Here is a 26,593-nt window from a genome sequence, read left to right on the forward strand (position 1 = left end):
TGGCAGAGAGGTCACACCCGTTCCCATACCGAACACGGAAGTTAAGCTCTCTAGCGCCGATGGTAGTTGGGACCTTGTCCCTGTGAGAGTAGGACGTCGCCAAGCAACTAAAAACACAAGTCAAAAGACTTGTGTTTTTTTGTGTTTTCAAACAGTATGCAAAAAGAAGTAATGGTAATACAAACACGTTGCCCAAGGATGAATCATATTATATAAGAGATTGATGTATATTTTTCTGTAAATTGTTAAGGAATAGAAGTATAAAATATGTCCATTTAAATAGGGAGGGAAAGATATGAAATCACAAAACGAAGTTTGTATTGTTTGTGAGACAGAAAGAAAAGAAGGGATATATGTTTATAATAATTTAATATGTTATGAATGTGAAAAGGACATGGTGAATACGGAAACAAATGATCCGAAGTATATATATTATTTAAAACAGCTTCGGAAATTAGAAGTATCATATTTTTAAATAGGCATATGCCTATTATTTTTTTTGTTCTGTATAATAGATAAAGAATGAAATAATAAGGAAGAGATATAGATGAATCAAAATCGCATACCTTTATATGAAGCATTAATAGAGTTTAAAGAAAGAAGGCCGTTATCCTTTCATGTCCCAGGTCATAAAAATGGTTTAAACTTCCCTCAGGAGGCGGTAGGAGAGTTTAAAGATATACTATCTATCGATGTAACTGAGTTGTCAGGATTAGATGATTTACATAGTCCGTTTGAATGTATAGATGAGGCACAACAATTATTAGCTGATGTATATGGAGTGAACAAAAGTTATTTTTTAATTAATGGCTCAACAGTCGGGAATCTAGCAATGATTTTGTCTTGTTGTGGGGAACATGATATTGTTCTTGTACAAAGAAATTGTCATAAATCCATTATTAATGGTTTAAAGTTAGCGGGAGCAAATCCTATTTTTTTAGATCCATGGATTGATGAGGCTTATAACGTACCAGTGGGAATTCATGATGAGATTATTAAGGAAGCAATTGAAAAATATCCGAATGCGAAAGCACTCATTTTAACGCATCCTAATTATTATGGTATGGGTATGGATTTAGAGGCAAGCATCGCTTATGCACATGCACATAAAATTCCTGTGTTAGTAGATGAAGCACATGGAGCTCATTTTTGTTTAGGCGGGGCATTTCCAAAGTCAGCGTTAGCATATGGTGCAGACATTGTAGTTCATTCTGCGCATAAAACATTACCCGCAATGACGATGGGATCCTATTTACATATAAATAGTCGCTTAGTGAAAGAAGAAAAAGTTTCTACTTATTTAAGTATGCTACAATCTAGTAGTCCATCGTATCCAATTATGACTTCTCTTGATATTGCACGCTTTACGATAGCGCGTATAAAAGAAAAGGGACATGATGAAATTGTCGAGTTTTTACGGGAATTTAAAGAAGAATTGAGTGCTATTCCACAAATAGCTATTTTACAATATCCATTACAAGACGAGCTAAAAGTTACCGTACAGACGCGTTGTCAATTATCAGGATACGAATTACAGTCTTTATTTGAAAAGGTTGGTATATATACAGAAATGGCAGATCCATATAATGTCTTATTTATTTTGCCTTTGCAAGTAAATAAGACATATATGAAGGCTATAGAGATGATCCGAGTGGCATTGCAATATTATGAGGTGAAAGACAAGACGGAATCTATTCGTTATACTTATAAAGGGGAAATTTCTCCTTTACCGTATACATATAAACAATTGGAAGAATACGAAACAAAAGTAGTATCTGTAGAAGAAGCAGTTGGGATGGTAGCAGCAGAAATGGTAATTCCGTATCCACCTGGTATTCCATTGATTATGTATGGGGAAAGAATTACTTCAGAACATAAAGAGCAAATTATGCATTTAGAGAAAGCTGGCGCTCGTTTTCAAGGCAGCACGAAATATATGAAAGTGTATGATATAGAAAGTAGGTTTTAGAATGAAGGGATTATTTGTAACAATTGAAGGTCCAGAAGGTTCGGGTAAAACAACGCTAATTCAAGGTTTATTGCCATACTTTGAACAAAAGGAACAAAAGGTAATGGCGACGAGAGAACCAGGTGGTATTGCAATTTCTGAGGATATTAGAACGATTTTGCATAAACAAGAATATACGATGATGGAAGCACGTACAGAGGCGTTGTTATATGCTGCTGCACGTAGACAGCATTTAGTAGAAAAAGTTATGCCGGCACTTAATGAGGATTACCTTGTATTATGTGATCGTTTTATAGATAGCTCTTTAGCATATCAAGGATATGCAAGAGGATTAGGTATGGATAAAGTATTTGAAATAAATCGTTTCGCAACAGAGGACTGTATGCCTAGTTTAACAATTTACTTAGATATTGAGCCAGAGGTTGGCTTAGCTCGAATTGCAAAAGATGCAGGACGTGAAGTGAATCGGTTAGATATGGAAGATATCTCTTTCCATAAACGTGTGCGTGAAGGGTATTTACAAGTTGTAGAACGTTTCTCGGATCGTATTGTATTGGTAAATGCTGATCAACCAATGGAAAAACTTATAGAAGAAGTTATTCAGGTTATAGAAGATAAATTGTTATAATAGAAGGAAAGAATGAAATAAGTGAGGTATGCATTATGATGAAGACGTGGGAGCAGCTTTCTGCTATACAACCCATCGGTGTAAAAATGTTGATGAATAGCATCGCAAAAGAGCGTATATCCCACGCTTACTTGTTAGAGGGAGGGAAAGGGACGGGAAAGTTTGCGACAGCAATTCAAATGGCAAAGAGTTTCCTCTGTTCTCAGCGGAATGGGGTAGAACCTTGTCATGTATGTACAAATTGTAAGCGAATTGATTCAGGTAACCACCCAAACTTACATATTGTAAAACCAGACGGATTATCTATTAAGAAGCAGCAAATTCATGATTTACAAGAAGAGTTTTCCAAAACAGGATTAGAAGCAAATAAAAAAGTATATGTTATTGAGCACGCAGACCGTATGACGGCAAACGCAGCGAATACACTGTTGAAATTTTTAGAAGAACCAAGTAGTGATACAACAGCTATTCTACTTACTGAACAAAGTCATCAAATTTTAAATACGATTTTATCTCGCTGTCAAGTTGTTACATTTAGACCGTTACCTACGGAATCTTTAATTAGAAGATTACAGGATGAAGGTATTACGGCATCTTTATCAACACTTGCTGCACAACTTACGAATAGTTTTGATGAAGCTTTAGCTTTATGTAGTGATGAATGGTTTGCACAAGCACGAGCTTTAGTGATAAAATTATGTGAAGCGCTCGAAAAAGATAAAGCCTCTATTTTTTTTGTACAAGAAAAATGGGGAAAACACTTTAGAGAGAAAGAGCAATTACAGCAAGGTTTAGATATGTTACTCCTTATTTATAAGGATTTATTATATGTTCAACTTGGAGAAGAAGATCGTCTTGTTTTTCATGAGCAGAAAGAGATGTTTGAATCTTTCTCCTACGCTCAGAAGCGCATTGTATCAGCTCTCTTTAATATATTAGAGGCAAAAAATAGAATCAACGCTAATGTAAATGCGCAGCTTGTGTTCGAACAGTTAGTGTTGCGGTTGCAGGAGGGATGACCGTTTTGTATGATGTAGTAGGTGTTCGCTTTAAGAAGGCCGGAAAGGTGTATTACTTTGATCCGAATCAGTTCGATATCTCTGAAAATGAGTTTGTAATTGTAGAAACGGTAAGAGGTATTGAATACGGAAAAGTAGTTATTACCAAAAAGCAAGTTGATGAAAACGACGTTGTATTACCACTAAAAAAGGTTATTCGCATTGCAAATGAAAACGATCGTACCATTGTTGAAGAGAACAAACATGCTGCAAAAGAAGCATATCAAGTTTGTCAGCAAAAGGTAGTAGAACATAATCTTGATATGAAACTTGTAGATGTAGAGTATACGTTCGATCGCAATAAAATTATTTTCTACTTTACTGCGGATGGTCGGATTGATTTTCGCGAACTAGTGAAGGACTTAGCAGCAATTTTTAGGACAAGAATTGAACTAAGACAAATCGGTGTTCGTGATGAAGCGAAAATGCTTGGTGGTATTGGTCCATGTGGTCGTATGCTTTGTTGTTCTACTTTTTTAGGGGATTTTGAACCTGTATCCATTAAGATGGCAAAGGATCAAAATTTATCATTAAATCCTGCAAAAATCTCTGGTTTATGTGGTCGCTTAATGTGTTGCTTAAAATATGAGAACGATGAATATGAGGCAGCAAAGGAACAACTTCCTGATTTAGATCAACGTATACAAACCCCGCATGGTACTGGCCGTGTTATCGGATTAAATATTTTAGAAAGATTAATTCAAGTGGAACTAGTAGACAAGGAACGGATAGTAGAATATACGTTAGATGAGTTAGTGAATAAAGGGGTCGTTTCGAGTCAAACCACAGATTAATGAGGTGGGTGCTTGTGGAGAAAAAAGATATTTTTGCATCGGTTTCTAGTATGGAAGAGCAAATTGGACATTTATACAAACAGTTGGGAGAATTAAAACAACATCTTGCAGAGTTACTGGAAGAAAACCAACATATAAAAATGGAAAATGAAAATTTGCGACACCGCTTTGAAGAAGTACAGATTAAAGAAAAACAAAAAACTCAAAAACGTAAAGAAGTGAAGCCGAAGACAGATATTGGTGAAGGCTACGATAATTTAGCAAGACTATATCAAGAAGGTTTTCATATTTGTAATCTGCATTATGGAAGTGTACGTAAAGAGGGAGATTGTTTATTCTGCCTGTCATTTTTAAATAAAAAGTGAAATTACCTTTCCAATAATAATTGGAAAGGTAATTTTTTATACATGAGAGTAGAATCGAATATGTTTTTTATTAGTAGAAGATGAAATAGGGTAGGTTAAGTGTAAGAAAAGGAGCAACATATGAATTTATATGAAGATGAACGTTTAGATTACTTATTAGCACAAGATTTGAAGATTATACAAAGCCCATCAGTATTTAATTTCTCGTTAGATGCTGTTTTACTTGCAGACTTTGCTTGGGTGCCAATTCAAAAAGGTAATTTACTTGATTTGTGTACAGGTAATGCAGTTGTGCCCCTTCTATTAAGTACAAGGACGAAAGGGAATATTACTGGTGTAGAAATTCAAGAACGCTTATATGATATGGGAATAAGAAGTGTCCAATACAATAAGTTGGAAGAAAGAATTCACTTAATACACGGGGATTTGAAAGATATGCCGGAGAAACTTGGGCGTCATCAATATGATGTTGTCACATGTAATCCGCCTTATTTCCAAACACCTGCAACTTCTGAAAAAAATATGAATGAACATTTAGCGATAGCTCGTCATGAAATTATGTGTACACTAGAGGATGTTGTATCTGCAAGTAGTCAGCTAGTAAAGCAAGGCGGGAAAGTAGCATTTGTACATCGTCCAGGTCGTTTATTAGATATTGTTACATTAATGCGTAAATACAAAATTGAACCGAAGCGTGTACGATTTGTTTATCCTAAGGCAGGGAAAGAAGCGAATACATTGTTAATTGAAGGAATTAAGGACGGAAACGCAGATTTGAAAATATTGCCACCTCTTTTTGTATATGAAGAAAATAATGAATATACAAAGGAGATTCGCTCGATTTTATATGGAGAAGAATAAGCATTGTTTTTATGTAGTGGAGTGCTCTGATGGAAGTTACTATGCTGGATATACAAATCATATAGAGAAGCGGATTGAGACCCATAATAGCGGAAAAGGGGCTAAGTATACGCGTGCTAGACTTCCTGTTGCTTTAAAATACGTAGAATTTCATGAAGATAAGCGTACAGCTATGCAAGCAGAGTATTATTTTAAGCAATTAAATAGAAAACAAAAAGAAGAATATATGCAAAAAGGAGAACGCTATGTGGCAACAAAAAAGCTTTCAACAAAGTGAAAAGGGAGTTTTATATTTAGTACCAACTCCTATTGGAAATTTAGAAGATATGACATTTCGTGCAATCCGAATTTTAAAAGAAGCGGATTTAATTGCTGCTGAAGATACGAGACAAACGAAAAAACTTTGTAATTATTTTGAAATTGAAACGCCTGTTATGAGTTACCACGAGCATAATAAAGAAGTAAGTGGAAAGAAAATATTAGAGAAGTTAGATGAAGGAAAGACTATAGCACTTGTTAGTGACGCTGGTATGCCGTGTATTTCCGATCCAGGCTATGATATTGTTGTCGAGGCAGTAGCTGAGCAATATCATGTAATCCCGCTTCCTGGGGCAAATGCAGCCCTTACAGCATTAATTGCATCAGGACTTGAAACAAAACAGTTTTATTTCTATGGGTTTTTACAAAGAAATAAAAAAGAAAGAAAAATGGAGTTAGAGAAGCTTCGTTACATACAAACTACAATGATGTTTTATGAAGCGCCTCACCGCCTGGATGATACTTTAATCTCGATGCAAGAAGTATTGGGAAATAGAGAAATCGTATTATGCCGAGAGTTAACGAAAAAATTCGAGGAATTTATTCGAGGAACAGTTGAAGAAGCAATTGAGTGGACGAAACAAAATGAAGTTCGTGGTGAGTTTTGTATTTTAGTAGCTGGTTCAACGGAAGAACCTGCTCCAGAAGAACAATGGTGGGAATCTATTTCAGTATATAATCATATTGAACATTATATAAACGAAAAAGGTATGAATTCAAAAGAGGCGATAAAAACAGTCGCTAAAGATCGAGATTTGTCGAAACGCGATGTATATCAAATCTATCATGTCGATAAAAAATAAGCTTCTCATAATTGAGAAGCTTATTTTGCTGTTTCGATATAATCTTGAAGCTCGTTTAAGATTTGCTCAGCGCCTTCTTTGCTTAAGATAATTTTACCTTCAGCTAAAGATAGGTTACCATCAGATACTTCACCAGTTACTTGGCAAGTCATGTTTGGCTTATATTTTTTTAAGATGATTTTCTCGTCATCAACATAGATTTCAAGAGCATCCTTTTCTGCAATACCTAAAGTACGGCGTAATTCGATCGGAATTACTACACGACCTAATTCATCAACTTTACGAACGATACCAGTAGATTTCATAATTCTTTTCCTCCTAAAGAAATAGTTTATAAGTTTCGAGTCTATTTTTAGATTCGTCATTTTTCGACAAAATACCCTATGGACATATGATACCAATCATTTACATTTCCGTCAATTCTTTAATTCTATATTTTTTAAAAAGATTTATAGATTTCTTACTTCTTATATATAATAGAGTTTGAGTAATTTCTACTATTATTTCACTTTATTTTCGGAAAAATCAAGAAATTATAGGTAATGACTGTATATTTTCTTGAAATATGAGTAATAGATGATAAATATAAAAATATGAACTTGTTTTTATCCTGCATTAACGAGTAGTAAGATTCTAAATTTTAAATTCGGCTGGGCCAAAGAAGTTAAGTGGAAGTCGGATTGCTCGTAAAAGTCCGATTGGTGTGGGTTGATAATCCGTGGGAATGAACAAGACCCTCACAGATTAAAGTTTCACTTTATATATAAGTTTTTGATATACTATTTATAAATACATATGAGGTTATCCGGGAGGTCCAAAACAATGACAAAGGAAAACAAATCCTTTTATATTACTACCCCAATTTATTATCCAAGTGGAAAATTACACATTGGACATGCTTATACAACAGTAGCAGGAGATGCGATGGCACGATATAAGCGTATGCAAGGATATAATGTTCATTATTTAACAGGAACTGATGAGCATGGACAGAAGATCCAAAAGAAAGCAGAAGAATTAAATGTTACACCACAAGCATATGTGGATAACATCGTTGCAGGAATTAAAGAACTTTGGGAGAAGATGGATATCTCCTATGATGACTTTATCCGTACAACGGAAGATCGTCATAAAGATGTTGTCGAAAAAATCTTCAAGCAACTAGTAGATCAAGGTGATATTTATCTTGATGAATATGAAGGTTGGTATTCTGTACAAGATGAGACATTCTATACAGAGCATCAATTAGTAGATCCAATTATGGAAGGTGACAAAGTAGTTGGGGGAAAAAGTCCGGACAGTGGTCATGATGTAGAACTTGTTCGTGAAGAATCATATTTCTTTAGAATGGGTAAATATGTTGACAGACTATTAAAGTTCTATGAAGAGAATCCACATTTCATTCAGCCAGAGTCTCGTAAGAATGAAATGATTAATAACTTTATTAAACCAGGATTGGAAGATTTAGCAGTTTCCCGTACTTCATTTGACTGGGGAGTTCGTGTTCCAGGTAATCCGAAACACGTTATTTACGTATGGGTTGACGCATTATCTAACTACATTACAGCATTAGGTTATGGAACAGAAAATGAAGAGATGTATAAGAAGTTCTGGCCAGCAGATGTGCATTTAGTTGGAAAAGAAATCGTTCGTTTCCATACGATTTATTGGCCAATCATTTTAATGGCATTAGATTTACCTCTTCCGAAAAAAGTCTTTGCTCACGGTTGGATTTTAATGAAGGATGGAAAGATGAGTAAGTCAAAAGGAAATGTAGTAGATCCAGTTACATTAATTGATCGTTACGGATTAGATGCATTACGTTATTACTTACTTCGTGAAGTTCCATTTGGATCTGATGGCGTATTCACACCAGAAGGATTTGTGGAGCGTATTAATTTCGATTTAGCAAATGACTTAGGTAACTTATTAAATCGTACAGTAGCTATGATTGATAAGTACTTTAACGGAGAAATCCCTGCATTTAAAGAAAATGTAACGGAATTTGATGAAACGTTAGTAACATTTGCGAAAGATACATTGAAAAAAGTTGAAGAAGCAATGGAGAATATGGAATTCTCTGTAGCTCTAAGCTCAATTTGGCAATTGGTTAGCCGTACGAATAAATATATTGACGAAACACAACCGTGGGTATTAGCGAAAGATGAGAATGATCGCGAAAAGTTAGCCTCTGTAATGGCTCACTTAGCAGAAGTACTTCGTCAAACGGGTATTATGCTTATGCCATTCTTAACAGTAGCACCAAGCAAAATGTTTGCTCAGCTTGGCCTTACTGATGAAGCACATATATCTTGGGGAAGCCTATCTACAATCGGCTGTATTCCAGCTGGAACAAAAGTAGAAAAAGGACAACCAATTTTCCCTCGTTTAGAAATGGACGTGGAAGTGGCGTACATTAAAGAACAAATGAAAGCCTCTGCTCCTAAAGTAGAAGAGAAAAAAGAAGAAGAACCGAAGGCAGAAGAAATTACAATTGATGATTTCTTTAAAGTAGAATTGCGTGTAGCTGAAGTTCTATCTGCGGAACCTGTGAAAAAAGCAGACAAGTTGTTAAAAATTCAACTAGACTTAGGTACAGAAAAGCGTCAAGTTGTTTCTGGAATTGCAAAATTCTATTCGCCAGAAGACCTAAAAGGTAAAAAGGTTATTTGTGTAACAAATTTAAAACCTGTAAAATTACGCGGTGAATTATCGCAAGGTATGATTTTAGCGGGTGAAGAGAATGGCGTATTGTCATTAGCATCTATTGACCAAAATCTACCAAATGGTACAAAAATTAAGTAATTAAGACAAGAAAAGAGATGTTTCACGTGTAACATGTGTGAAGCGTCTTTTTTCTTTTTACACTCTCAATTTTTGCATTAAGATTGTAGTATTGTTATCGTTAAGTTATAAAAGAGCTTATTTGCGTAGAATAAATTTGATTTCAATATAAAAGGAGTTATGTATTATGTTGTTTGATACACATTCACATTTGAATGCAGAGCAATTTGAAGAAGACTTACAAGAAGTTATTGCCCGAATGAAAGAAGCGGGGGTTACTTATACAGTTGTTGTTGGTTTTGATGAAGTAACGATAAAAAAGGCGATTGAATTAGCTGAAGCCTATGATTTTATTTATGCCGCGGTTGGATGGCATCCAGTTGATGCAATCGACATGACAGAAGAGCATTTAGCTTGGTTAGAAGAACTTGCTTCTCATCCTAAAGTCGTTGCACTTGGAGAAATGGGCTTAGATTATCACTGGGATAAGTCTCCAAAAGAAATACAGAAAGAAGTATTCCGTAAACAAATTGCATTAGCGAAAAAAGTAAAATTGCCGATTATTATACATAACCGCGATGCAACCCAAGATATTGTTGATATTCTAGAAGAAGAGAATGCAGCTGAAGTAGGAGGCATTATGCATTGCTTTAGCGGCAGCGTAGAGGTAGCAGAGCGATGTGTTGATATGAACTTTTTAATTTCGTTAGGTGGACCAGTTACATTTAAAAATGCTAAGAAGCCGAAAGAAGTTGCTACTGAGATTCCATTAGAAAAATTGTTAATAGAGACGGATTGTCCGTATTTAACACCACATCCATTTCGAGGAAAACGAAATGAACCAAGTTATGTAAAACTCGTAGCAGAAGAAATTGCAAACTTAAAAGGAATTTCTTATGAAGAGGTAGCGGAAGTAACAACTAAGAATGCAAAAGCTTTATTTGGTGTCGAATAAAAAGAATGGGGGAGCCCATTCTTTTTATTTTTTGAGAAACAGAATAGTAGAAGTGGTAGAGAAACCGAGGGTGAATGAGTAAGTGTTACAATAAGGAGAGAGAACAAAGTTTTGGACATTCTATTTTTTAAAATGTAACAATGGGGAAAATAATAATGGAAAAGTCGTCATTTTTTTGTTTTACTAAGTAGAGACGAAACGAGTGTGGAGGCAAGCATGAAAATTAAAGAGATTATCGTTGTAGAAGGTAAAGATGATACAGTTGCGATTAAGCGTGCTGTTGATGCGGATACAATTGAAACGAACGGTTCAGCAATCGGTGATCATGTTATTGAACAAGTAAAATTAGCGCTGCAAAAACGAGGCGTTATTATTTTCACAGATCCGGATTATCCTGGAGAGCGTATTCGAAAAATTATTTCTGATAAGGTGCCTGGATGTAAACATGCTTTTTTACCGAAGGAAGAAGCACTTGCTAAGAGGAAAAAAGGTGTCGGGATTGAACATGCTTCTAATGAATCAATTCGCCGTGCTTTAGAGAATATACATGAAGAAATGGAAGCTTACACAAGTGAAATTAGTTGGAGCGATTTAGTCGATGCAGGTTTAGTGGGCGGAGAAATGGCAAAGAGTCGCAGAGAAAGAATGGGTAAGCTATTAAAGATTGGTTATACAAACGCAAAACAGTTACATAAACGTTTACAAATGTTTCAAGTTTCAAAAGAATCATTTGCAGAAGCTTATAAGCAAGTCATACAGGAGGAAAGAAAATGAAGGATATCGCAACGCCAAATCGTACGAAAGATATTGTTGAAAAGTATGGATTTTCATTCAAAAAAAGTTTAGGACAAAATTTTTTAATTGATACGAATGTATTAAATCGTATCGTTGATCACGCTGAAATTGGTTCAGAAAGTGGTGCAATTGAAATTGGACCAGGTATCGGTGCATTAACAGAACAATTAGCGAAGCGTGCTAAAAAAGTAGTGGCTTTTGAAATTGATCAAAGGTTATTACCGATTTTAGATGAGACGTTAGCTCCATATGGCAACGTTACTGTTATCAATAAAGATGTACTAAAGGCAGATGTACATGAGGTGTTTAGTGAGCAATTTGAAGAAGGGCAAGATGTAATGGTAGTAGCTAACTTACCATACTATATTACGACGCCAATTTTATTTAAATTGCTGGAAGAGAAATTACCGGTTCGTGGATTCGTTGTTATGATGCAAAAAGAAGTTGGGGATCGTTTAGCAGCTAAGCCTGGAACGAAAGAGTATGGTTCTTTATCCATTGCTATTCAGTATTATACAGAGGTAGAAACAGTTATGACTGTACCGCGTACAGTGTTTGTGCCACAACCGAATGTTGATTCTGCAATTATTCGCCTCCTAAAGCGTCCTAAACCAGTGGTAGAGGTAACAGATGAGACATTCTTCTTTGAAGTAGTACGAGCAAGTTTTGCACAGCGTCGTAAAACTTTAATGAATAATTTATCAAATAATTTAAATGGTTTCCCGAAAGATAAAGAGCTGTTGGATCGGATTTTAACAGAAGTAGGAATTGATCCAAAACGAAGAGGCGAAACGCTATCTATCGAAGAGTTTGCGACATTAAGTAATGCATTAGTTCTTCATAAGTTATCATAAGGGTACAAAAGGGACAGTTCAATTTGAACTGTCCCTTTTGTCACCTTTCTCCTCCTAAATTCATACTTTAAAAACAGGTAAGATGGCCTAACGAGTTTGGAGGTAGGAGAATGGCTTTACATGTTGGAGAATTAGTGGAACGATATTCTCATAATAGGGATATCCTTTTTCGTATTATAGAAATAAAAGGTGAGATAGCTATATTGTTTGGAGAGGAAATTAGATTAGTGGCAGATGCGCCACTTGAAGATTTAATTAGTATAGATCAACGAGAACATAAAAAGAGAGCAAAGCGTGAGAAAGAAACAATGGAGCGGACGTATCGTTTGTTTCAACAAGATTACGTATTAATGAAACAAAGGCATGAACACACTTCAACTGGTGGATATACAAGTGAAGTGAATTATTTTCAAATGCCAGGGCGTGTCTTGCATATAGATGGAGACCCGTTATATTTGCGCAAGTGCCTAGATTTATATAATAAAATTGGTGTTCCTGTACAAGGTATTCATTGTAAAGAAACGGAGATGCATGAAAAGGTAGTAGATTTAATAGATCATTTTCGTCCGGACATTTTAGTTATTACAGGGCACGATGCGTATACAAAATCAAAAGGCGTAAAGGGAGATTTAGCAGCATATAGGCATTCAAGGCATTTTGTACAGGCTGTTCGAGAAGTGCGAAAAAAATATCCATCGTTGGATCAACTCGTTATTTTTGCTGGGGCATGTCAATCACACTTTGAAGCATTAATCCGAGCAGGTGCTAATTTTGCTAGTTCTCCATCTAGAATTAATATTCACGCACTAGATCCTGTATATGTGGTTGGCAAAATTAGTTTTACGTCATTTATGGAAAGGGTTAATGTATGGGATGTTGTACGTAATACGATTACTGGTGAAAAGGGGCTTGGCGGGATTGAGACGAGGGGGATTTTACGAACTGGATTACCTTTTCAACATTATGAAGAATAAGCAAGGTACATATGTATCTTGCTTTTTTATTTGGAGAGGATTTAAATCAGTTTGGATAAAAAGAGACAAGAACGCACAGACTACATAATGATACTTTTACAATATAGTATTTCTTCTATCTATTCGAACGCATGATGCTTTTATAATGATATTGTCTGTGAGTTGCGGTTAATAATTGGGATAGATATATCGTGTTTTAAGTGTTCAATCTAAATTACAGCGAGGTGTAACGAAGTATATGTCAAAACGTTTAGATGAAATTAAAAGCGAATTAGATCACCATCTTGGACAGAGACTGATGTTAAAGGCGAACAGTGGGAGAAGAAAAACTGTAGAACAATCGGGTGTACTTGCAGAAACGTACCGTTCTGTTTTTGTTGTACAACTGGATCAACAAGAAGATGCGTTACAACGTGTATCGTATAGTTATGCGGATGTTTTAACAGAGACAGTAGAGTTAACATTTTATGGTGAACCTCATAATGAAGTGATTTTATAATTCATGTATCGTTACATATATTCCCACAAATGAAAAGCTATATTATTTTGCATACTAATGATACCGTAGCAAAATAAGGAGGGACTCTGCATTGAGTAGACGAAGAGGTGTCATGTCGAATCAATTTAAAGAAGAGCTTGCAAAAGAGTTGGGCTTTTATGATGTTGTTCAGAAAGAAGGATGGGGCGGAATTCGTGCGAAAGATGCTGGTAACATGGTGAAACGTGCTATAGAAATTGCAGAACAGCAATTAATGAAACAAAACCAGTAGTTGTAAGATACTTTCTATGCTACGGTAGCCGAGGAGTGATTCCTCGGCTTTTTGTACTATAAAAGGTGCCATCATTTTACATAAGTAGTTTCATTCTGAATGCTTTTCGTTATAATTAGGGAAGTGTCATCGTCTTACTATAAATTTATGGTAAAATAAACGATAAAAGATTGAGTACATAGAGTGGGTGAATAGATTGAAGCTACTAGTGAAAGCACCAGCAAAGATTAATCTGTCGTTAGATGTACTGGGAAAAAGACAAGACGGATATCATGAAGTGAAAATGATTATGACAACAATTGATTTAGCGGATCGTTTAGAACTAATGGAATTAGCAGAAGACCGTATTGAAATTTTATCCCATAATCGGTATGTCCCAGACGACCAAAGAAATCTGGCTTATCAAGCAGCGAAATTATTAAAAGAGAAGTTTAATGTGAAAAAAGGTGTATCTATTACTATTGAAAAAACGATTCCAGTAGCAGCTGGATTAGCGGGTGGAAGTAGTGATGCAGCAGCGACATTACGTGGTCTTAATAAATTATGGAATTTAGGGCTTACAATTGATCAGTTAGCAGAGCTTGGCGCAGAAATTGGGTCAGACGTATCGTTTTGCGTATATGGTGGGACAGCAATTGCCACTGGAAGAGGGGAGCAGATTGAGCACATAAAAACTCCACCTTCTTGTTGGGTTATTTTAGCAAAACCCCATATTGGTGTATCTACTGCTGATGTGTATGGAAATTTAAAGTTAAATCGAGTTACACATCCAAATGTAGATAAAATGGTGGATGTCATAAATGCTGGAGACTACAAAGGGATTTGTGATACTGTCGGTAACGTTTTAGAAGATGTAACGTTTGCGATGCATCCTGAAGTTGCACGTATTAAGGCACAGATGAAGCGATTTGGAGCAGATGCCGTATTAATGAGTGGTAGTGGTCCAACTGTATTCGGTCTTGTGCACCATGATTCGCGAATGCATCGTATATATAACGGATTAAAAGGATTTTGTGAACAAGTATACGCAGTACGTTTATTAGGAGAGCGAGAAACGCTTGAATAAAGACGTATAATACGTTATGATTTGTTTAGAATATTCGTGATTTGAGGTGAGAGTATGAAAATTAGACGAAGTACAAGATTGGTCGATATGACTTATTATTTGTTACAAAACCCTCGTCAGCTAGTTTCTCTCACTTTTTTTGCTGAAAGGTATCAATCAGCTAAGTCTTCTATTAGTGAAGATTTAGTTATTATTAAGCAAACGTTTGAACAACAAGGGGTCGGCACATTGCAAACGATACCAGGAGCAGCAGGAGGAGTGAAATATATACCATATATAAGTGAAGAAGAGGCAGATCTAATTATTGGTGAGCTGTGTAGCTTATTTGAAAATCCAGATCGTATTTTGCCTGGTGGTTACTTATATATGACAGATCTTTTAAGTAATCCTCGTCATATTAATGGCGCAGGTCGTTTGTTTGCTTCTGTTTTTGCTAGGCAACCAATTGATGCAGTTATGACGGTGGCAACGAAGGGGATCCCACTTGCATATGCAGTGGCGAACTACTTAGATGTACCGGTAGTGATTGCAAGAAAAGATAATAAGGTAACAGAAGGCCCCACTGTTAGTATTAACTATGTATCAGGTTCTTCTAAGCGAATTCAAACAATGACGTTAGCGAAGCGTAGCCTTCCAGAAGGATCCAATGTTTTAATTATTGATGACTTCATGAAAGCTGGCGGAACCATTCAAGGTATGATGAGTATGTTAGAAGAGTTTAAAGCTAATGTTGTTGGTATTGGTGTATTAGTAGAGTCTACGGATATTGAAGAAAGACTAATTAATAATTTTGTATCATTAATTCGTCTATCGGAAGTTGATGTGAAAGAAAAAGCGATTCAAGTGGAAAAGGGAAATTATTCACTGGCACCATTTGATGAAGGGCTTGTAGAGGCTGAGTAAAAAGGTAAAGCAAATAGCTTTATCTTTTTTTATTCTATTTATAAGTTATAAAATAGATGGACAAACTGCTTTTCGTGCACTATTTTTAAAGAGTAAAAATAAATAATAAAAGGGTGAAAAGTATGAAAGTTGTTCAAACAAACAATGCACCACAAGCGATTGGACCATATTCACAAGGGATTATTGTAAATAATATGTTTTACAGTTCAGGACAAATTCCGTTGACTGCAAGTGGAGAGCTTGTAGCAGGAGACGTAACAGTACAAACAGAGCAAGTATTTCAAAATTTACAAGCAGTATTAGAAGAAGCAGGTGCTTCATTTGATACGGTAGTAAAAACAACAGTATTCTTAAAAGACATGGATGATTTTAATGCTGTTAATGAAGTATATGGATCTTATTTCTCTGCTCATAAGCCAGCTCGTTCTTGCGTACAAGTAGCAAAATTACCGAAAGATGTTTCAGTTGAAATTGAAGTAATTGCCCTAGTTAAGTAATTCTTTGTAAGCGATAACCTCCACTAATCTCTATATTCAATTACACTAAAAATTTTTATCTTAAAAATTTTTAAAAAATTAAAGGGAAAATAGAAATTTTGTGGAATTTATACAAATATATCGCTTATTTAGAAAAGGGTGGTGAACACAAGATGGAAGTGACTGACGTAAGATTACGCCGCGTAAACACAGAAGGCCGCATGAGAGCAATTGCCTCTATTACTCTAGACCATGAATTTGTTGTTCATGATATTCGTGTAATTGATGGTAATAATGGATTATTTGTAGCAATGCCAAGTAAACGTACTCCAGATGGAGAATTCCGTGACATTGCACATCCAATTAATTCTGGTACACGCTCTAAAATTCAAGATGCGGTTTTAACAGAGTATCATCGTTTAGGCGAGTTAGAAGAGGTTGAGTTTGAAGAAGCGGGCGCTTCGTAAAATTCGAATGAAAAGGGCTTTTTAAAGGAAGCCCTATAATTTTGCAACAAACTCCTGTAAGCATTTACAGGGGTTTGTTTTTTTGTGTTTATACATATATCTCGTTTAGAAAATTCCGAATTAAATAAAATAAAGAGGGGAACTTCTAATTTTTTCAAAATCATTTTAAATAGTATAGCTTATTTCTTAAAAAAGATACTAAAGAGTAAAACATCTTATAAGAATTATGGTAAAATTTAATAGTTAAAATGTGTTTCTTGAAATATATGATGATTTAGGATAATATCGTTAATGGATAAATAGGTTGCGATGGAGGGTCTATATGTCAAACAGATTTGCAGTGATTCTAGCGGCAGGTAAAGGCACACGTATGAAGTCTAAGCTATACAAGGTGCTTCATCCTGTATGTGGAAAACCTATGGTACAACATGTTGTCGATCAAGTATCTCAATTAGGATTGCAGAAACTTGTAACAGTCGTAGGACATGGTGCTGAAATGGTACAAGAACAGCTAGGAAACGTAAGTGAGTTTGCATTACAAGCAGAACAACTTGGTACAGCGCATGCTGTAGATCAAGCTGCAAGTGTACTTGCAAACGAAGAAGGAACAACTTTAGTTATTTGTGGTGATACACCGCTAATAACTGCTGAAACGATGGAAGCATTACTTCAGCAACATAAAGAAGCAGGGGCAATGGCAACGGTATTAACAGCTTACATAGAAGAACCTGCTGGATATGGTCGTATCGTTCGTAATGAGAATGGTCATGTTGAAAAGATTGTTGAGCATAAGGATGCAAATGAGAAAGAATTAGCTATTAAAGAAATCAATACAGGTACGTATTGTTTTGATAATAAAGCTTTATTCGCTTCACTTTCTAAAGTTTCAAATGATAACGTACAAGGTGAATATTACCTGCCAGATGTTATTGAAATTTTAAAAAATGAAGGTCATATTGTATCAGCTTATCAAACAGAGCACTTCGATGAAACGTTAGGTGTTAACGACAGAGTCGCTCTATCGCAAGCGGAAATTATTATGAAAAACCGTATCAACCGAAAGAACATGGTAAATGGTGTTACTATTATTGATCCAAGTAACACGTATATTTCTGCTGATGCAATTATCGGTAGTGATACAGTTCTTCATCCAGGAACAATTATTGAGGGGAACACTGTAATTGGTTCTGATTGTGAGATTGGACCGCATACAGTAATTCGCGATAGTGAAATTGGAGATCGTACGACAATTCGTCAATCTACTGTACATGATAGTAAGCTTGGTACAGAAGTATCGGTTGGCCCATTTGCACATATTCGCCCAGATTCAGTTATTGGAGATGAAGTACGCGTTGGAAACTTCGTGGAAATCAAAAAAACTGTTTTTGGTAATAGAAGTAAAGCTTCACACTTAAGTTATATCGGGGATGCACAAGTTGGAGAAGACGTGAATCTTGGTTGTGGTTCAATTACGGTGAACTATGACGGTAAGAATAAATTTAAAACTGTGATTGGTAACGGGGTATTTATTGGATGTAATTCAAACCTTGTTGCTCCTGTAACAGTTGAAGATGGTGCTTATGTGGCAGCAGGCTCTACAATTACAGAGAATGTTCCATCAAAAGCATTATCTGTAGCACGTGCACGTCAAGTTAACAAAGAAGACTATGTTGATCAATTGCTGAATAAGAAAAAATCATAATGTGGAGGGTTAATCTAGATGTCGACTCAATATCTAAATTCTAATTTGAAAGTATTCTCTTTAAACTCTAATAAGGAACTTGCTGAGCAAATTGCAAAGCACATTGGAGTAGGACTAGGAAAATGTTCTGTTGATCGTTTTAGTGATGGAGAAGTTCAAATTAACATTGAAGAAAGTATCCGTGGTTGCGATGTATTCATTATTCAATCTACAAGCTTCCCAGTAAACGAACATATCATGGAATTACTTATTATGATCGATGCATTAAAGCGTGCATCTGCAAAAACAATTAATATTGTTATTCCTTACTATGGTTATGCGCGTCAAGACCGTAAAGCGCGTTCTCGTGAACCAATTACATCGAAACTTGTAGCAAACTTGCTTGAAACAGCAGGTGCAACTCGTGTAATCACTCTAGATTTACATGCTCCACAAATTCAAGGGTTCTTTGATATCCCAATCGACCACCTAATGGGTGTACCGATTCTTTCAGATTACTTTGAAACAAAAGGTCTTAAAGATATCGTAATCGTGTCACCTGACCACGGTGGAGTAACTCGTGCTAGAAAAATGGCAGATCGCCTAAAAGCACCAATCGCTATTATTGATAAGCGTCGCCCTCGTCCGAACGTATCTGAGGTAATGAACATTATCGGTAATATTGAAGGTAAAACGGCAATTTTAATTGATGACATCATTGATACAGCTGGTACAATTACATTAGCAGCAAACGCTCTTGTTGAGAACGGTGCTTCTGAAGTATATGCTTGCTGTACACACCCAGTATTATCTGGTCCAGCAATTGAGCGTATCCAAAACTCAAATATTAAAGAGTTAGTTGTAACGAACTCTATCGTATTACCAGAAGAGAAGAAAATCGACAAAGTACATGAACTTTCAGTTGCTCCGCTAATCGGAGAAGCAATCATTCGTGTATACGAAGAAGAATCTGTAAGTGTATTATTCAATTAATTGGATAGAATGAGACGTAACCAAGATTGGTTACGTCTTTTCGTATCGAAAAAAGAAAGTAGTGGTACAAGAATGAAATTGATAGTAGGACTTGGGAACCCAGGTAGAGAATATGAATTAACAAGGCATAATATTGGATTTATGGCGATTGATGAACTTGCAAAGCGTTGGAATATTTCTTTGAACGAACAAAAGTTTAAAGGAGTATTTGGTGCAGGATTTGTTAATGGAGAAAAAGTAATCTTATTAAAGCCACTTACATATATGAATTTATCTGGGGAAAGTATTCGTCCGTTAATGGATTACTATAAAATTGATGTAGAGGACTTCGTTGTTCTGTACGATGATTTAGACATCCCTGTAGGTAAATTACGCCTTCGTATGAAAGGCAGTGCGGGTGGACATAATGGTGTGAAATCAACAATTTCACATTTAGGAACACAAGAGTTTCAACGTATCCGCATGGGAATCGATCGTCCGAAAAATGGAATGAAGGTAGTAGATTACGTATTAGGACGTTTTACATCAGAAGAGATTCCTGATGTAAATCATTCTATTGAAAAAGCAGCAGATGCATGTGAAGAATGGTTAAATAAACCTTTTCTTCAAATTATGAATACTTTCAATAGTTAAGAGTACGATTGGGAATATTTTATTTTATTTTTACCCATACTAGCAGTAATTGGATTTTTAGGAGGCTAGTATGGAAGGGTATTATTATTGCAGACATTGCGGGAGTAATGTAGGCTCCGTTACCGCAGAAAAAGTATATAGCGACGTTTTATTTCAACTAACAGAGCAAGAAGTAGTAGAAATGATTCATTTTCATGAGAATGGAAATATATATATAAAAACGATTTGTGAATTGTGTCAAGAAACGCTCGCATCTTATCCTGAGTATTATGAATATGAAAAATTTCTGCAATAAAATGTTGTCGCTTTGGCATGTCCAAAGCATTTTTCTGTTTTCTTTTTCCGAAATATTTGCATAAAATATAGTGGCTTGCTCTTTATGTTGAGAGGGGTTTTGAAAATGATAGGTTTATTAGAGCAATTTTATAAAAATGAAGAGATCCAATCGGTCATTAATGGATTAGAAGATGGTTTAAAAGAGCAACTTGTATCAGGTATGGCAACCTCTTCTCGTTCGTTATTAATGGCGGCCTTATATAAAAAAACAAAAAAATCACAACTTATTGTGACGCATAATTTATATCAAGCACAAAAAGTACATGAAGATTTAGTGGCGTTACTTGGTGAAAAAGATGTATGGCTATATCCAGTAAATGAATTGATAGCATCAGAACTTGGTGTTGCAAGCCCAGAATTGAAGGCGCAACGTATTGAAGTGTTAAATCGCTTAGCTGCAGGAGAGCATGGGATTATTGTAGCACCAGTTGCAGGACTACGCAGATTTTTACCAATGAAAGAGTTGTGGAAGCAAAGGCAAATCGAAATCAGTCTAGGGCAAGAGATTGATTTAGATACATTTTTGCATACCTTACATCATATTGGCTATGAGCGTAAGTCTATGGTAGAAGCTCCTGGAGAATTTAGTTTGCGTGGGGGAATATTAGATATATATCCACTAACTGAAGAGTTACCATTTCGTATTGAATTTTTCGATACAGAAGTCGATTCTATTCGATTATTTGATGTGGATGAACAGCGCTCTCAAGATAAAAAAGAAAGTGTTAGATTTGGTCCAGCAACAGAGTTTTTATTTTCGCAGGAAGAATTGAAATCAGGAATTAAACATCTTGAAGAAGGTCTGACTAAGACGATGCAAAAACTTTCTGATGATAAGTTGAAGACTACAGTGCTTGAGACGGTAAGTCATGAAATTGAGATGTTAAAAAACGGGCAAAGTATAGAACAGATGTTTAAATATTTATCTATTTTCTATAATGAACCTGCTAGTCTGATAGATTATTTACCAGAAGATGGTGTTGTGATTCTAGATGAGATTTCACGTATTCAAGAAACAGCATCACATCTTGAAACGGAAGAGGCGGAATGGTATATATCCCTTCTCGGTGAGGGAACAATCATTCAAGATTTATCTTTCTCTCATTCGTTTGAAGAATTTCTTCATCATAAAAAAAGAAGTTTTGTATATTTAACGTTATTCTTACGTCATATAGCACATACACATCCGCAAAACATTGTGAATGTGACATGTAAAACAATGCAAGATTTCCATGGGCAGATGCAGTTGTTGAAAACTGAAATTGATAGATGGAACGAAGGGCATTTTACGACTGTTGTGCTAGGTACAGATGATGAACGTGTGAAAAAACTACAACATATTTTAAGTGATTATGATATTGAGGCAGATATTGTAGAGGGCACAGATATATTGTTGCCTGGAAGGTTACAAATTGCTGTAGGTGATTTGCATGCAGGATTTGAAATGCCGATGCAAAAGCTTGTTGTCATTACTGAAAAAGAGCTTTTTCATAAGAAAGTTAAAAAATCACAACGTAAGCAAAAGTTATCGAATGCTGAACGTATTAAAAGTTATTCGGAATTAAAAGTTGGGGATTATGTAGTTCATGTAAATCATGGTATAGGTAAATTCTTAGGTATTGAGACATTAGAGATTAACGGTGTTCATAAAGATTATCTAAACATTAAATATCAAGGTAATGATAAGTTATACGTTCCAATTGAACAAATTGACCAAGTGCAAAAATATGTAGGATCTGAAGGTAAGGATCCGAAAGTTTATAAACTGGGTGGAAATGATTGGAAGAAGGTCAAAACGAAAGTTGAAAAATCTGTACAAGACATTGCGGATGACCTAATTAAACTATATGCTGAGCGCGAAGCTTCAAAGGGTTATGCATATACACCAGATACAGCAGAACAGCAAGAATTTGAGTCGTCTTTCCCGTATCAAGAGACAGAGGATCAATTGCGTTCTATTGAAGAGATTAAAAAGGATATGGAACGCGGACGTCCAATGGATAGGCTTCTTTGTGGTGATGTAGGATATGGAAAGACGGAAGTAGCTATTCGTGCGGCGTTTAAAGCAATTATGGATGAAAAACAAGTTGCAATTTTAGTGCCGACAACGATCCTTGCACAACAACACTATGAAACAATTCGAGAGCGTTTTCAAGATTATCCAATCAATATAGGGTTATTAAGTAGATTCCGTACGAGAAAGCAGCAAAATGAAACCATTAAAGGTTTAAAAGATGGCACGGTAGATATTGTAATCGGAACGCATCGTATTTTATCTAAAGATGTTACTTATAAAGATTTAGGTCTTCTCATTATTGATGAAGAACAAAGATTTGGCGTAACGCATAAAGAAAAAATTAAACAATTAAAAGCAAATGTTGACGTATTAACATTAACGGCAACTCCGATTCCGCGTACGCTCCATATGTCTATGCTTGGTGTGCGTGATTTATCCGTTATTGAGACGCCGCCGGAAAATCGTTTCCCGGTTCAAACATATGTAGTAGAGTATAATCCAGCATTAATGCGAGAAGCGATAGAACGGGAGCTTGCAAGAGGTGGTCAAGTTTACTTCCTATATAATCGTGTAGAGGATATCGAACGAAAAGCAGATGAAATTTCGATGTTAGTTCCAGATGCGCGTGTAACTTATGCACATGGGAAAATGAACGAGAGTGAATTAGAGTCTGTTATGCTATCGTTTTTAGAAGGACAGCATGATGTTCTTGTAAGTACAACGATTATTGAGACGGGTGTAGATATTCCAAATGTAAATACATTAATTGTATTTGATGCAGATCGTATGGGATTATCGCAGTTGTATCAGCTTCGTGGGCGTGTTGGACGTTCTAATCGTGTTGCATATGCTTACTTTGCATACAAACGGGATAAAGTGTTATCGGAAGTTGCGGAGAAGCGCCTGCAAGCCATTAAGGAGTTCACAGAGCTTGGATCTGGTTTCAAAATTGCGATGCGAGATTTATCAATTCGTGGTGCTGGTAACTTGTTAGGAGCCGAACAACATGGATTTATTGATTCTGTCGGATTTGATTTATATTCTCAAATGTTAAAAGATGCAATTGAACAGCGTAGAGGAACAGACGGAGTTGAAAATACAGTTAATGTTGAAATTGATTTAGAAGTAGATGCATATTTACCGGATGCTTATATTTCTGATAGTAAACAAAAAATTATGATGTATAAACAGTTTAGAGGTGTTTCTGCAATTGAGGATATTGAAGAGTTGCAGGAAGAGATGATAGATAGATTTGGTGATTACCCGCAAGAAGTTGGTTACTTATTGCAAATCGCAAATATTAAAGTATTAGCAATGAAAGAACAAATTGAATTAATTAAGCAAAATAAATTTGAAGTAACAATTCTGTTCTCAGAACAAGCGAGTCAAAACATTGATGGCGGAAAATTATTCATGCTTGGAAATAGTTTTGGACGAATGATCGGTCTAGGAATGGAAGGATCACAATTGAAAATCGTCATGAAAACAAATGGCTTAGAGACATCGAAGTGGTTAACAATTGCTGAAAATTTATTAAAAGGCTTGCCAGATGTAAAAAAAGAAGTCATAAATGCCTAATATTAGATAAAAAAATGCAATTCGACGTGCATAGAAGAACTAATGTGTAAAATACTATGTCTAACAGTTGGTGATTTTTACATGAACAGGTAAATTCACCACTTTCATCATCAGTAGAAAGTGAGGCAGCATTAGAATGAAAGCAACTGGAATCGTACGTCGAATTGATGATTTAGGTAGGGTAGTAATCCCGAAGGAAATTCGTAGAACTTTACGTATTCGAGAAGGGGACCCACTAGAAATATTTGTAGATCGCGATGGAGAAGTAATTTTAAAGAAATATTCTCCAATTAGCGAGCTAGGTGATTTTGCAAAAGAATATGCAGATGCTTTATATGATAGCTTAGGACATAATGTGCTTGTATGTGATCGAGATTCTATTATCGCAGTATCAGGTGTATCAAAAAAAGAATACTTAAATAAAAGCGTTGGCGATCTAATTGAAAAAACGATGGAAGAAAGAAAGTCTGTTATTATGACGGACGAAAGTGATATTTCCATTATTGATGGTGTAACAGAAAAGGTTCATTCTTATACAGTTGGGCCGATTGTTGCAAATGGAGACCCAATTGGGGCTGTCATTATTTTTTCAAAAGAAGCGATTATAAGCGAAATAGAGCACAAGGCGGTCAATACTGCTGCCAGTTTCTTAGCGAAACAAATGGAACAGTAAAGGTGTATGATTTTAGAAGTAGCAATCTTTCCTAATTATGATATTTCTTCTTGAGAAATCAATTATTTGGAGATATATGTATATTGAATGAAGGTAGCGCTTTGCTACCTTTTTTCATTGAATATTTCTAACGTTGCACGAACGTATTCTTACTTGTGTAGGTAAGGAAGCTTGTCCTTTTCTTTATGATATAATACGAGGGGTGAGAATAGAAAAAGGAGTTTTCTTGCATGGAATCGAAGAAGTATCAAGCCTTTTGGCGTGGGGCTATTATATTAACAATCGCAAGTTTTGTTACAAAGGTATTAAGCGCCTTTTACCGTATTCCATATCAAAATATAGCGGGTGACGTTGGTTTTTATATTTACCAACAAATTTATCCATTTTATGGATTTTGTTTAATTTTAGCTACTTATGGGTTCCCTATTATAATTTCAAAAATGGTTGCGGAACGATTAGAGCGAGGGAAAAAACAAGAAGCAGAGGAAATTATTTGTGTATCTTTTTGGTTTTTATTAGGGATTGGTTTCATAGGATTTTTTACATTGTTCTTTGGTGCCGAAGCAATTGCGATAGCTATGGGCGATATACACTTAGATAAGCTATTACGCGTTATTTCCTTTTCATTCATATTGATGCCGTTTTTATCTGTAGCAAGAGGATATTTCCAGGGATTCAATAATATGATGCCAACAGCTGTTTCGCAAGTGATAGAACAAACGATTCGTGTTTCTATTATTGTATTTTTATCTCTATTCCTAATTGCTCACGAATTTGATTTATATACAGTTGGTGCAGGTGCTATGCTCGGTTCAATCGCAGGTGGATTGATTGGGATTATCGTACTTATACTTTATATGCGTCATGACTTTCGTTCTATATTCTTCAAAAGTGTAAAGAGGATTAAAGGGAAAAAGAAGATTATAAAAATCCTGTTTTGGCAGGGGTTAGCGATTTGTGTTAGTAACTTAGTGCTTATTTTTATACAAATGGCTGATTCTATTTCTTTCTATTCTCTACTTATTGGAGCGGGAGAGCCAGTTGAAAGTGCAAAGGTGTTAAAAGGTGTTTATGACAGAAGTATCCCGCTTATGCAATTGGGTACTGTCGTGACAACTTCCTTCTCGTTGTCGCTTATTCCAATTATTACAGCAGCGAAGGAAAGAGGGGATCTTACCTTTATTCGAGAAAAGGTAAGGTTAGCGATGAAAATAACATTTGTTATCGGATTTGCAGCAGCCATTGGATTAACTTGTATTATCCAACCTACGAATATTATGTTGTTTGAAAATAGTGATGGGTCAGATGTTTTATCTATTTTATCTTTATCTATTTTATTTAGTTCATTGTCGATTACAACTGCTTCTATTTTGCAAGGGTTAGGACAAACATTAAAACCAGCAATATTCGTTATATTTGGCGGTTGTTTAAAGTTAGCTTTAAATTATATATTAATGCCATATTTTAGTGTGAAGGGAGCTGCAATTGCGACGCTAGTTGCGTTAATTGTAATTTCTATACTAAATAGTGTATTACTTATGCGAGCTGTATCCGAATCGCTTATCGACAAACGGAATATGTTAGGTATAGTTATTAGTGGTATCGGTATGGGATTTGTACTAATAATGTTTATGCGTGTATTGCAAATGTCTGGATTAGTAATGGATACAAGTCATAGAGGTGTTGCAACACTTGAGGCGTTGTTAGGTGTAGCCATCGGCGGATTGGCATATATGTTTTTCATTTTAAAATTACGTGTATTTACAAAAACAGAAATAGGAACTGTTATGAAAAAAGAGAAAAAAGAAGGTTCATTGAAGAAGAGTGGATAGAGGTGACAGG

28 protein-coding genes and 1 rRNA gene are annotated in these 26,593 nt (G+C 35.6%); 28 read left to right on the top strand and 1 reads right to left on the bottom strand.

Features of this window, described 5'->3' with window-relative positions; translation table 11 throughout:
- The 10 genes from rrf to rsmI all read left to right on the top strand — a co-directional run.
- Positions 1-105 (top strand): 5S ribosomal RNA (gene rrf / locus PDQ40_RS26810); the annotation flags it as partial.
- Between the two features lie 190 nt (positions 106-295).
- Complete coding sequence (locus tag PDQ40_RS26815) at positions 296-475, top strand: sigma factor G inhibitor Gin (protein ID WP_000842028.1); 180 nt, start codon at positions 296-298, stop codon at positions 473-475.
- 72 nt (positions 476-547) lie between these two features.
- Positions 548-1,969: an aminotransferase class I/II-fold pyridoxal phosphate-dependent enzyme gene (locus PDQ40_RS26820; protein ID WP_001075268.1), complete on the top strand. Its 1,422-nt coding sequence runs from the start codon at positions 548-550 to the stop codon at positions 1,967-1,969.
- 1 nt (position 1,970) lies between these two features.
- On the top strand, positions 1,971-2,597 hold the full coding sequence (tmk, locus tag PDQ40_RS26825) for a dTMP kinase (protein WP_000677229.1): 627 nt from the start codon (positions 1,971-1,973) through the stop codon (positions 2,595-2,597).
- 35 nt (positions 2,598-2,632) lie between these two features.
- On the top strand, positions 2,633-3,616 hold the full coding sequence (gene holB / locus PDQ40_RS26830; RefSeq protein WP_000978582.1) for a DNA polymerase III subunit delta': 984 nt from the start codon (positions 2,633-2,635) through the stop codon (positions 3,614-3,616).
- Positions 3,617-3,621: 5 nt separating this feature from the next.
- Positions 3,622-4,449 (top strand): PSP1 domain-containing protein, encoded by an 828-nt coding sequence (locus tag PDQ40_RS26835; RefSeq protein WP_000272429.1) that lies wholly within the window; start codon positions 3,622-3,624, stop codon positions 4,447-4,449.
- A 14-nt stretch (positions 4,450-4,463) separates the two neighbouring features.
- Complete coding sequence (yabA, locus tag PDQ40_RS26840; RefSeq protein ID WP_000412056.1) at positions 4,464-4,814, top strand: DNA replication initiation control protein YabA; 351 nt, start codon at positions 4,464-4,466, stop codon at positions 4,812-4,814.
- Between the two features lie 120 nt (positions 4,815-4,934).
- Positions 4,935-5,675, top strand: a complete 741-nt coding sequence (locus PDQ40_RS26845) for a tRNA1(Val) (adenine(37)-N6)-methyltransferase (protein WP_001055351.1) — start codon at positions 4,935-4,937, stop codon at positions 5,673-5,675.
- Complete coding sequence (locus PDQ40_RS26850; RefSeq protein WP_000414340.1) at positions 5,662-5,952, top strand: GIY-YIG nuclease family protein; 291 nt, start codon at positions 5,662-5,664, stop codon at positions 5,950-5,952. The genes PDQ40_RS26845 and PDQ40_RS26850 overlap by 14 nt, the downstream gene beginning before the upstream one ends.
- Positions 5,921-6,796, top strand: coding sequence for a 16S rRNA (cytidine(1402)-2'-O)-methyltransferase (gene rsmI / locus PDQ40_RS26855; RefSeq protein ID WP_000267828.1), 876 nt, complete (start codon positions 5,921-5,923; stop codon positions 6,794-6,796). Before PDQ40_RS26850 ends, rsmI begins: the two co-directional genes overlap by 32 nt.
- A 20-nt stretch (positions 6,797-6,816) precedes the next feature.
- Here the strand turns inward: rsmI and PDQ40_RS26860 are convergent, their stop codons facing one another.
- A complete protein-coding gene (locus tag PDQ40_RS26860) occupies positions 6,817-7,101 on the bottom strand; it encodes an AbrB/MazE/SpoVT family DNA-binding domain-containing protein (protein WP_000843036.1) in 285 nt (94 codons plus the stop codon).
- Positions 7,102-7,618: 517 nt separating this feature from the next.
- Between PDQ40_RS26860 and metG the strand changes: the two genes are divergently transcribed.
- The 18 genes from metG to PDQ40_RS26950 all read left to right on the top strand — a co-directional run bounded on the left by metG (position 7,619) and on the right by PDQ40_RS26950 (position 26,583).
- On the top strand, positions 7,619-9,601 hold the full coding sequence (gene metG / locus PDQ40_RS26865; RefSeq protein WP_000159679.1) for a methionine--tRNA ligase: 1,983 nt from the start codon (positions 7,619-7,621) through the stop codon (positions 9,599-9,601).
- 166 nt (positions 9,602-9,767) lie between these two features.
- Positions 9,768-10,535 (top strand): TatD family hydrolase, encoded by a 768-nt coding sequence (locus PDQ40_RS26870; protein WP_000895831.1) that lies wholly within the window; start codon positions 9,768-9,770, stop codon positions 10,533-10,535.
- Positions 10,536-10,751: 216 nt separating this feature from the next.
- Positions 10,752-11,309 (top strand): ribonuclease M5, encoded by a 558-nt coding sequence (gene rnmV / locus PDQ40_RS26875; protein ID WP_000692830.1) that lies wholly within the window; start codon positions 10,752-10,754, stop codon positions 11,307-11,309.
- The gene (gene rsmA / locus PDQ40_RS26880) at positions 11,306-12,184 is read left to right on the top strand and encodes a 16S rRNA (adenine(1518)-N(6)/adenine(1519)-N(6))-dimethyltransferase RsmA (protein ID WP_000651552.1); all 879 of its coding nucleotides are present in this window, start codon (positions 11,306-11,308) and stop codon (positions 12,182-12,184) included. Before rnmV ends, rsmA begins: the two co-directional genes overlap by 4 nt.
- A gap of 110 nt (positions 12,185-12,294) precedes the next feature.
- A complete protein-coding gene (yabG, locus tag PDQ40_RS26885) occupies positions 12,295-13,158 on the top strand; it encodes a sporulation peptidase YabG (RefSeq protein WP_001173738.1) in 864 nt (287 codons plus the stop codon).
- 238 nt (positions 13,159-13,396) lie between these two features.
- Positions 13,397-13,657 (top strand): biofilm formation stimulator Veg, encoded by a 261-nt coding sequence (gene veg / locus PDQ40_RS26890; RefSeq protein ID WP_000044349.1) that lies wholly within the window; start codon positions 13,397-13,399, stop codon positions 13,655-13,657.
- A gap of 91 nt (positions 13,658-13,748) precedes the next feature.
- Complete coding sequence (gene sspF / locus PDQ40_RS26895) at positions 13,749-13,928, top strand: acid-soluble spore protein SspF (RefSeq protein WP_001985066.1); 180 nt, start codon at positions 13,749-13,751, stop codon at positions 13,926-13,928.
- A 196-nt stretch (positions 13,929-14,124) separates the two neighbouring features.
- Entirely contained in the window at positions 14,125-14,994 is an 870-nt protein-coding gene (gene ispE / locus PDQ40_RS26900; protein ID WP_000772094.1) for a 4-(cytidine 5'-diphospho)-2-C-methyl-D-erythritol kinase, read from the top strand.
- A 54-nt stretch (positions 14,995-15,048) separates the two neighbouring features.
- Positions 15,049-15,897: a pur operon repressor gene (purR, locus tag PDQ40_RS26905; protein ID WP_000702473.1), complete on the top strand. Its 849-nt coding sequence runs from the start codon at positions 15,049-15,051 to the stop codon at positions 15,895-15,897.
- Positions 15,898-16,019: 122 nt separating this feature from the next.
- A complete protein-coding gene (locus PDQ40_RS26910) occupies positions 16,020-16,394 on the top strand; it encodes a RidA family protein (RefSeq protein ID WP_000869808.1) in 375 nt (124 codons plus the stop codon).
- 152 nt (positions 16,395-16,546) lie between these two features.
- Positions 16,547-16,840 carry a septation regulator SpoVG gene (gene spoVG / locus PDQ40_RS26915; protein WP_000454041.1) on the top strand — a complete coding sequence of 98 codons (294 nt, stop codon included), beginning with the start codon at positions 16,547-16,549 and terminating at the stop codon, positions 16,838-16,840.
- Positions 16,841-17,162: 322 nt separating this feature from the next.
- A complete protein-coding gene (gene glmU, locus PDQ40_RS26920) occupies positions 17,163-18,542 on the top strand; it encodes a bifunctional UDP-N-acetylglucosamine diphosphorylase/glucosamine-1-phosphate N-acetyltransferase GlmU (RefSeq protein WP_000071036.1) in 1,380 nt (459 codons plus the stop codon).
- Between the two features lie 18 nt (positions 18,543-18,560).
- Positions 18,561-19,514, top strand: a complete 954-nt coding sequence (locus tag PDQ40_RS26925; protein WP_000107420.1) for a ribose-phosphate diphosphokinase — start codon at positions 18,561-18,563, stop codon at positions 19,512-19,514.
- 72 nt (positions 19,515-19,586) lie between these two features.
- Positions 19,587-20,147: an aminoacyl-tRNA hydrolase gene (gene pth / locus PDQ40_RS26930; protein ID WP_001979768.1), complete on the top strand. Its 561-nt coding sequence runs from the start codon at positions 19,587-19,589 to the stop codon at positions 20,145-20,147.
- 70 nt (positions 20,148-20,217) lie between these two features.
- Positions 20,218-20,442 (top strand): anti-sigma-F factor Fin, encoded by a 225-nt coding sequence (locus PDQ40_RS26935; RefSeq protein WP_000399440.1) that lies wholly within the window; start codon positions 20,218-20,220, stop codon positions 20,440-20,442.
- Between the two features lie 105 nt (positions 20,443-20,547).
- Positions 20,548-24,078 carry a transcription-repair coupling factor gene (mfd, locus tag PDQ40_RS26940; RefSeq protein WP_000579716.1) on the top strand — a complete coding sequence of 1,177 codons (3,531 nt, stop codon included), beginning with the start codon at positions 20,548-20,550 and terminating at the stop codon, positions 24,076-24,078.
- A gap of 136 nt (positions 24,079-24,214) precedes the next feature.
- Positions 24,215-24,751, top strand: a complete 537-nt coding sequence (gene spoVT / locus PDQ40_RS26945; RefSeq protein WP_000648302.1) for a stage V sporulation protein T — start codon at positions 24,215-24,217, stop codon at positions 24,749-24,751.
- Positions 24,752-24,981: 230 nt separating this feature from the next.
- Positions 24,982-26,583, top strand: coding sequence for a putative polysaccharide biosynthesis protein (locus PDQ40_RS26950; protein ID WP_000444157.1), 1,602 nt, complete (start codon positions 24,982-24,984; stop codon positions 26,581-26,583).
- Positions 26,584-26,593: the final 10 nt, after the last annotated feature.

This window comes from Bacillus cereus group sp. Bc061, from assembly GCF_027715825.1.
GTDB lineage: Bacteria > Bacillota > Bacilli > Bacillales > Bacillaceae_G > Bacillus_A > Bacillus_A paranthracis.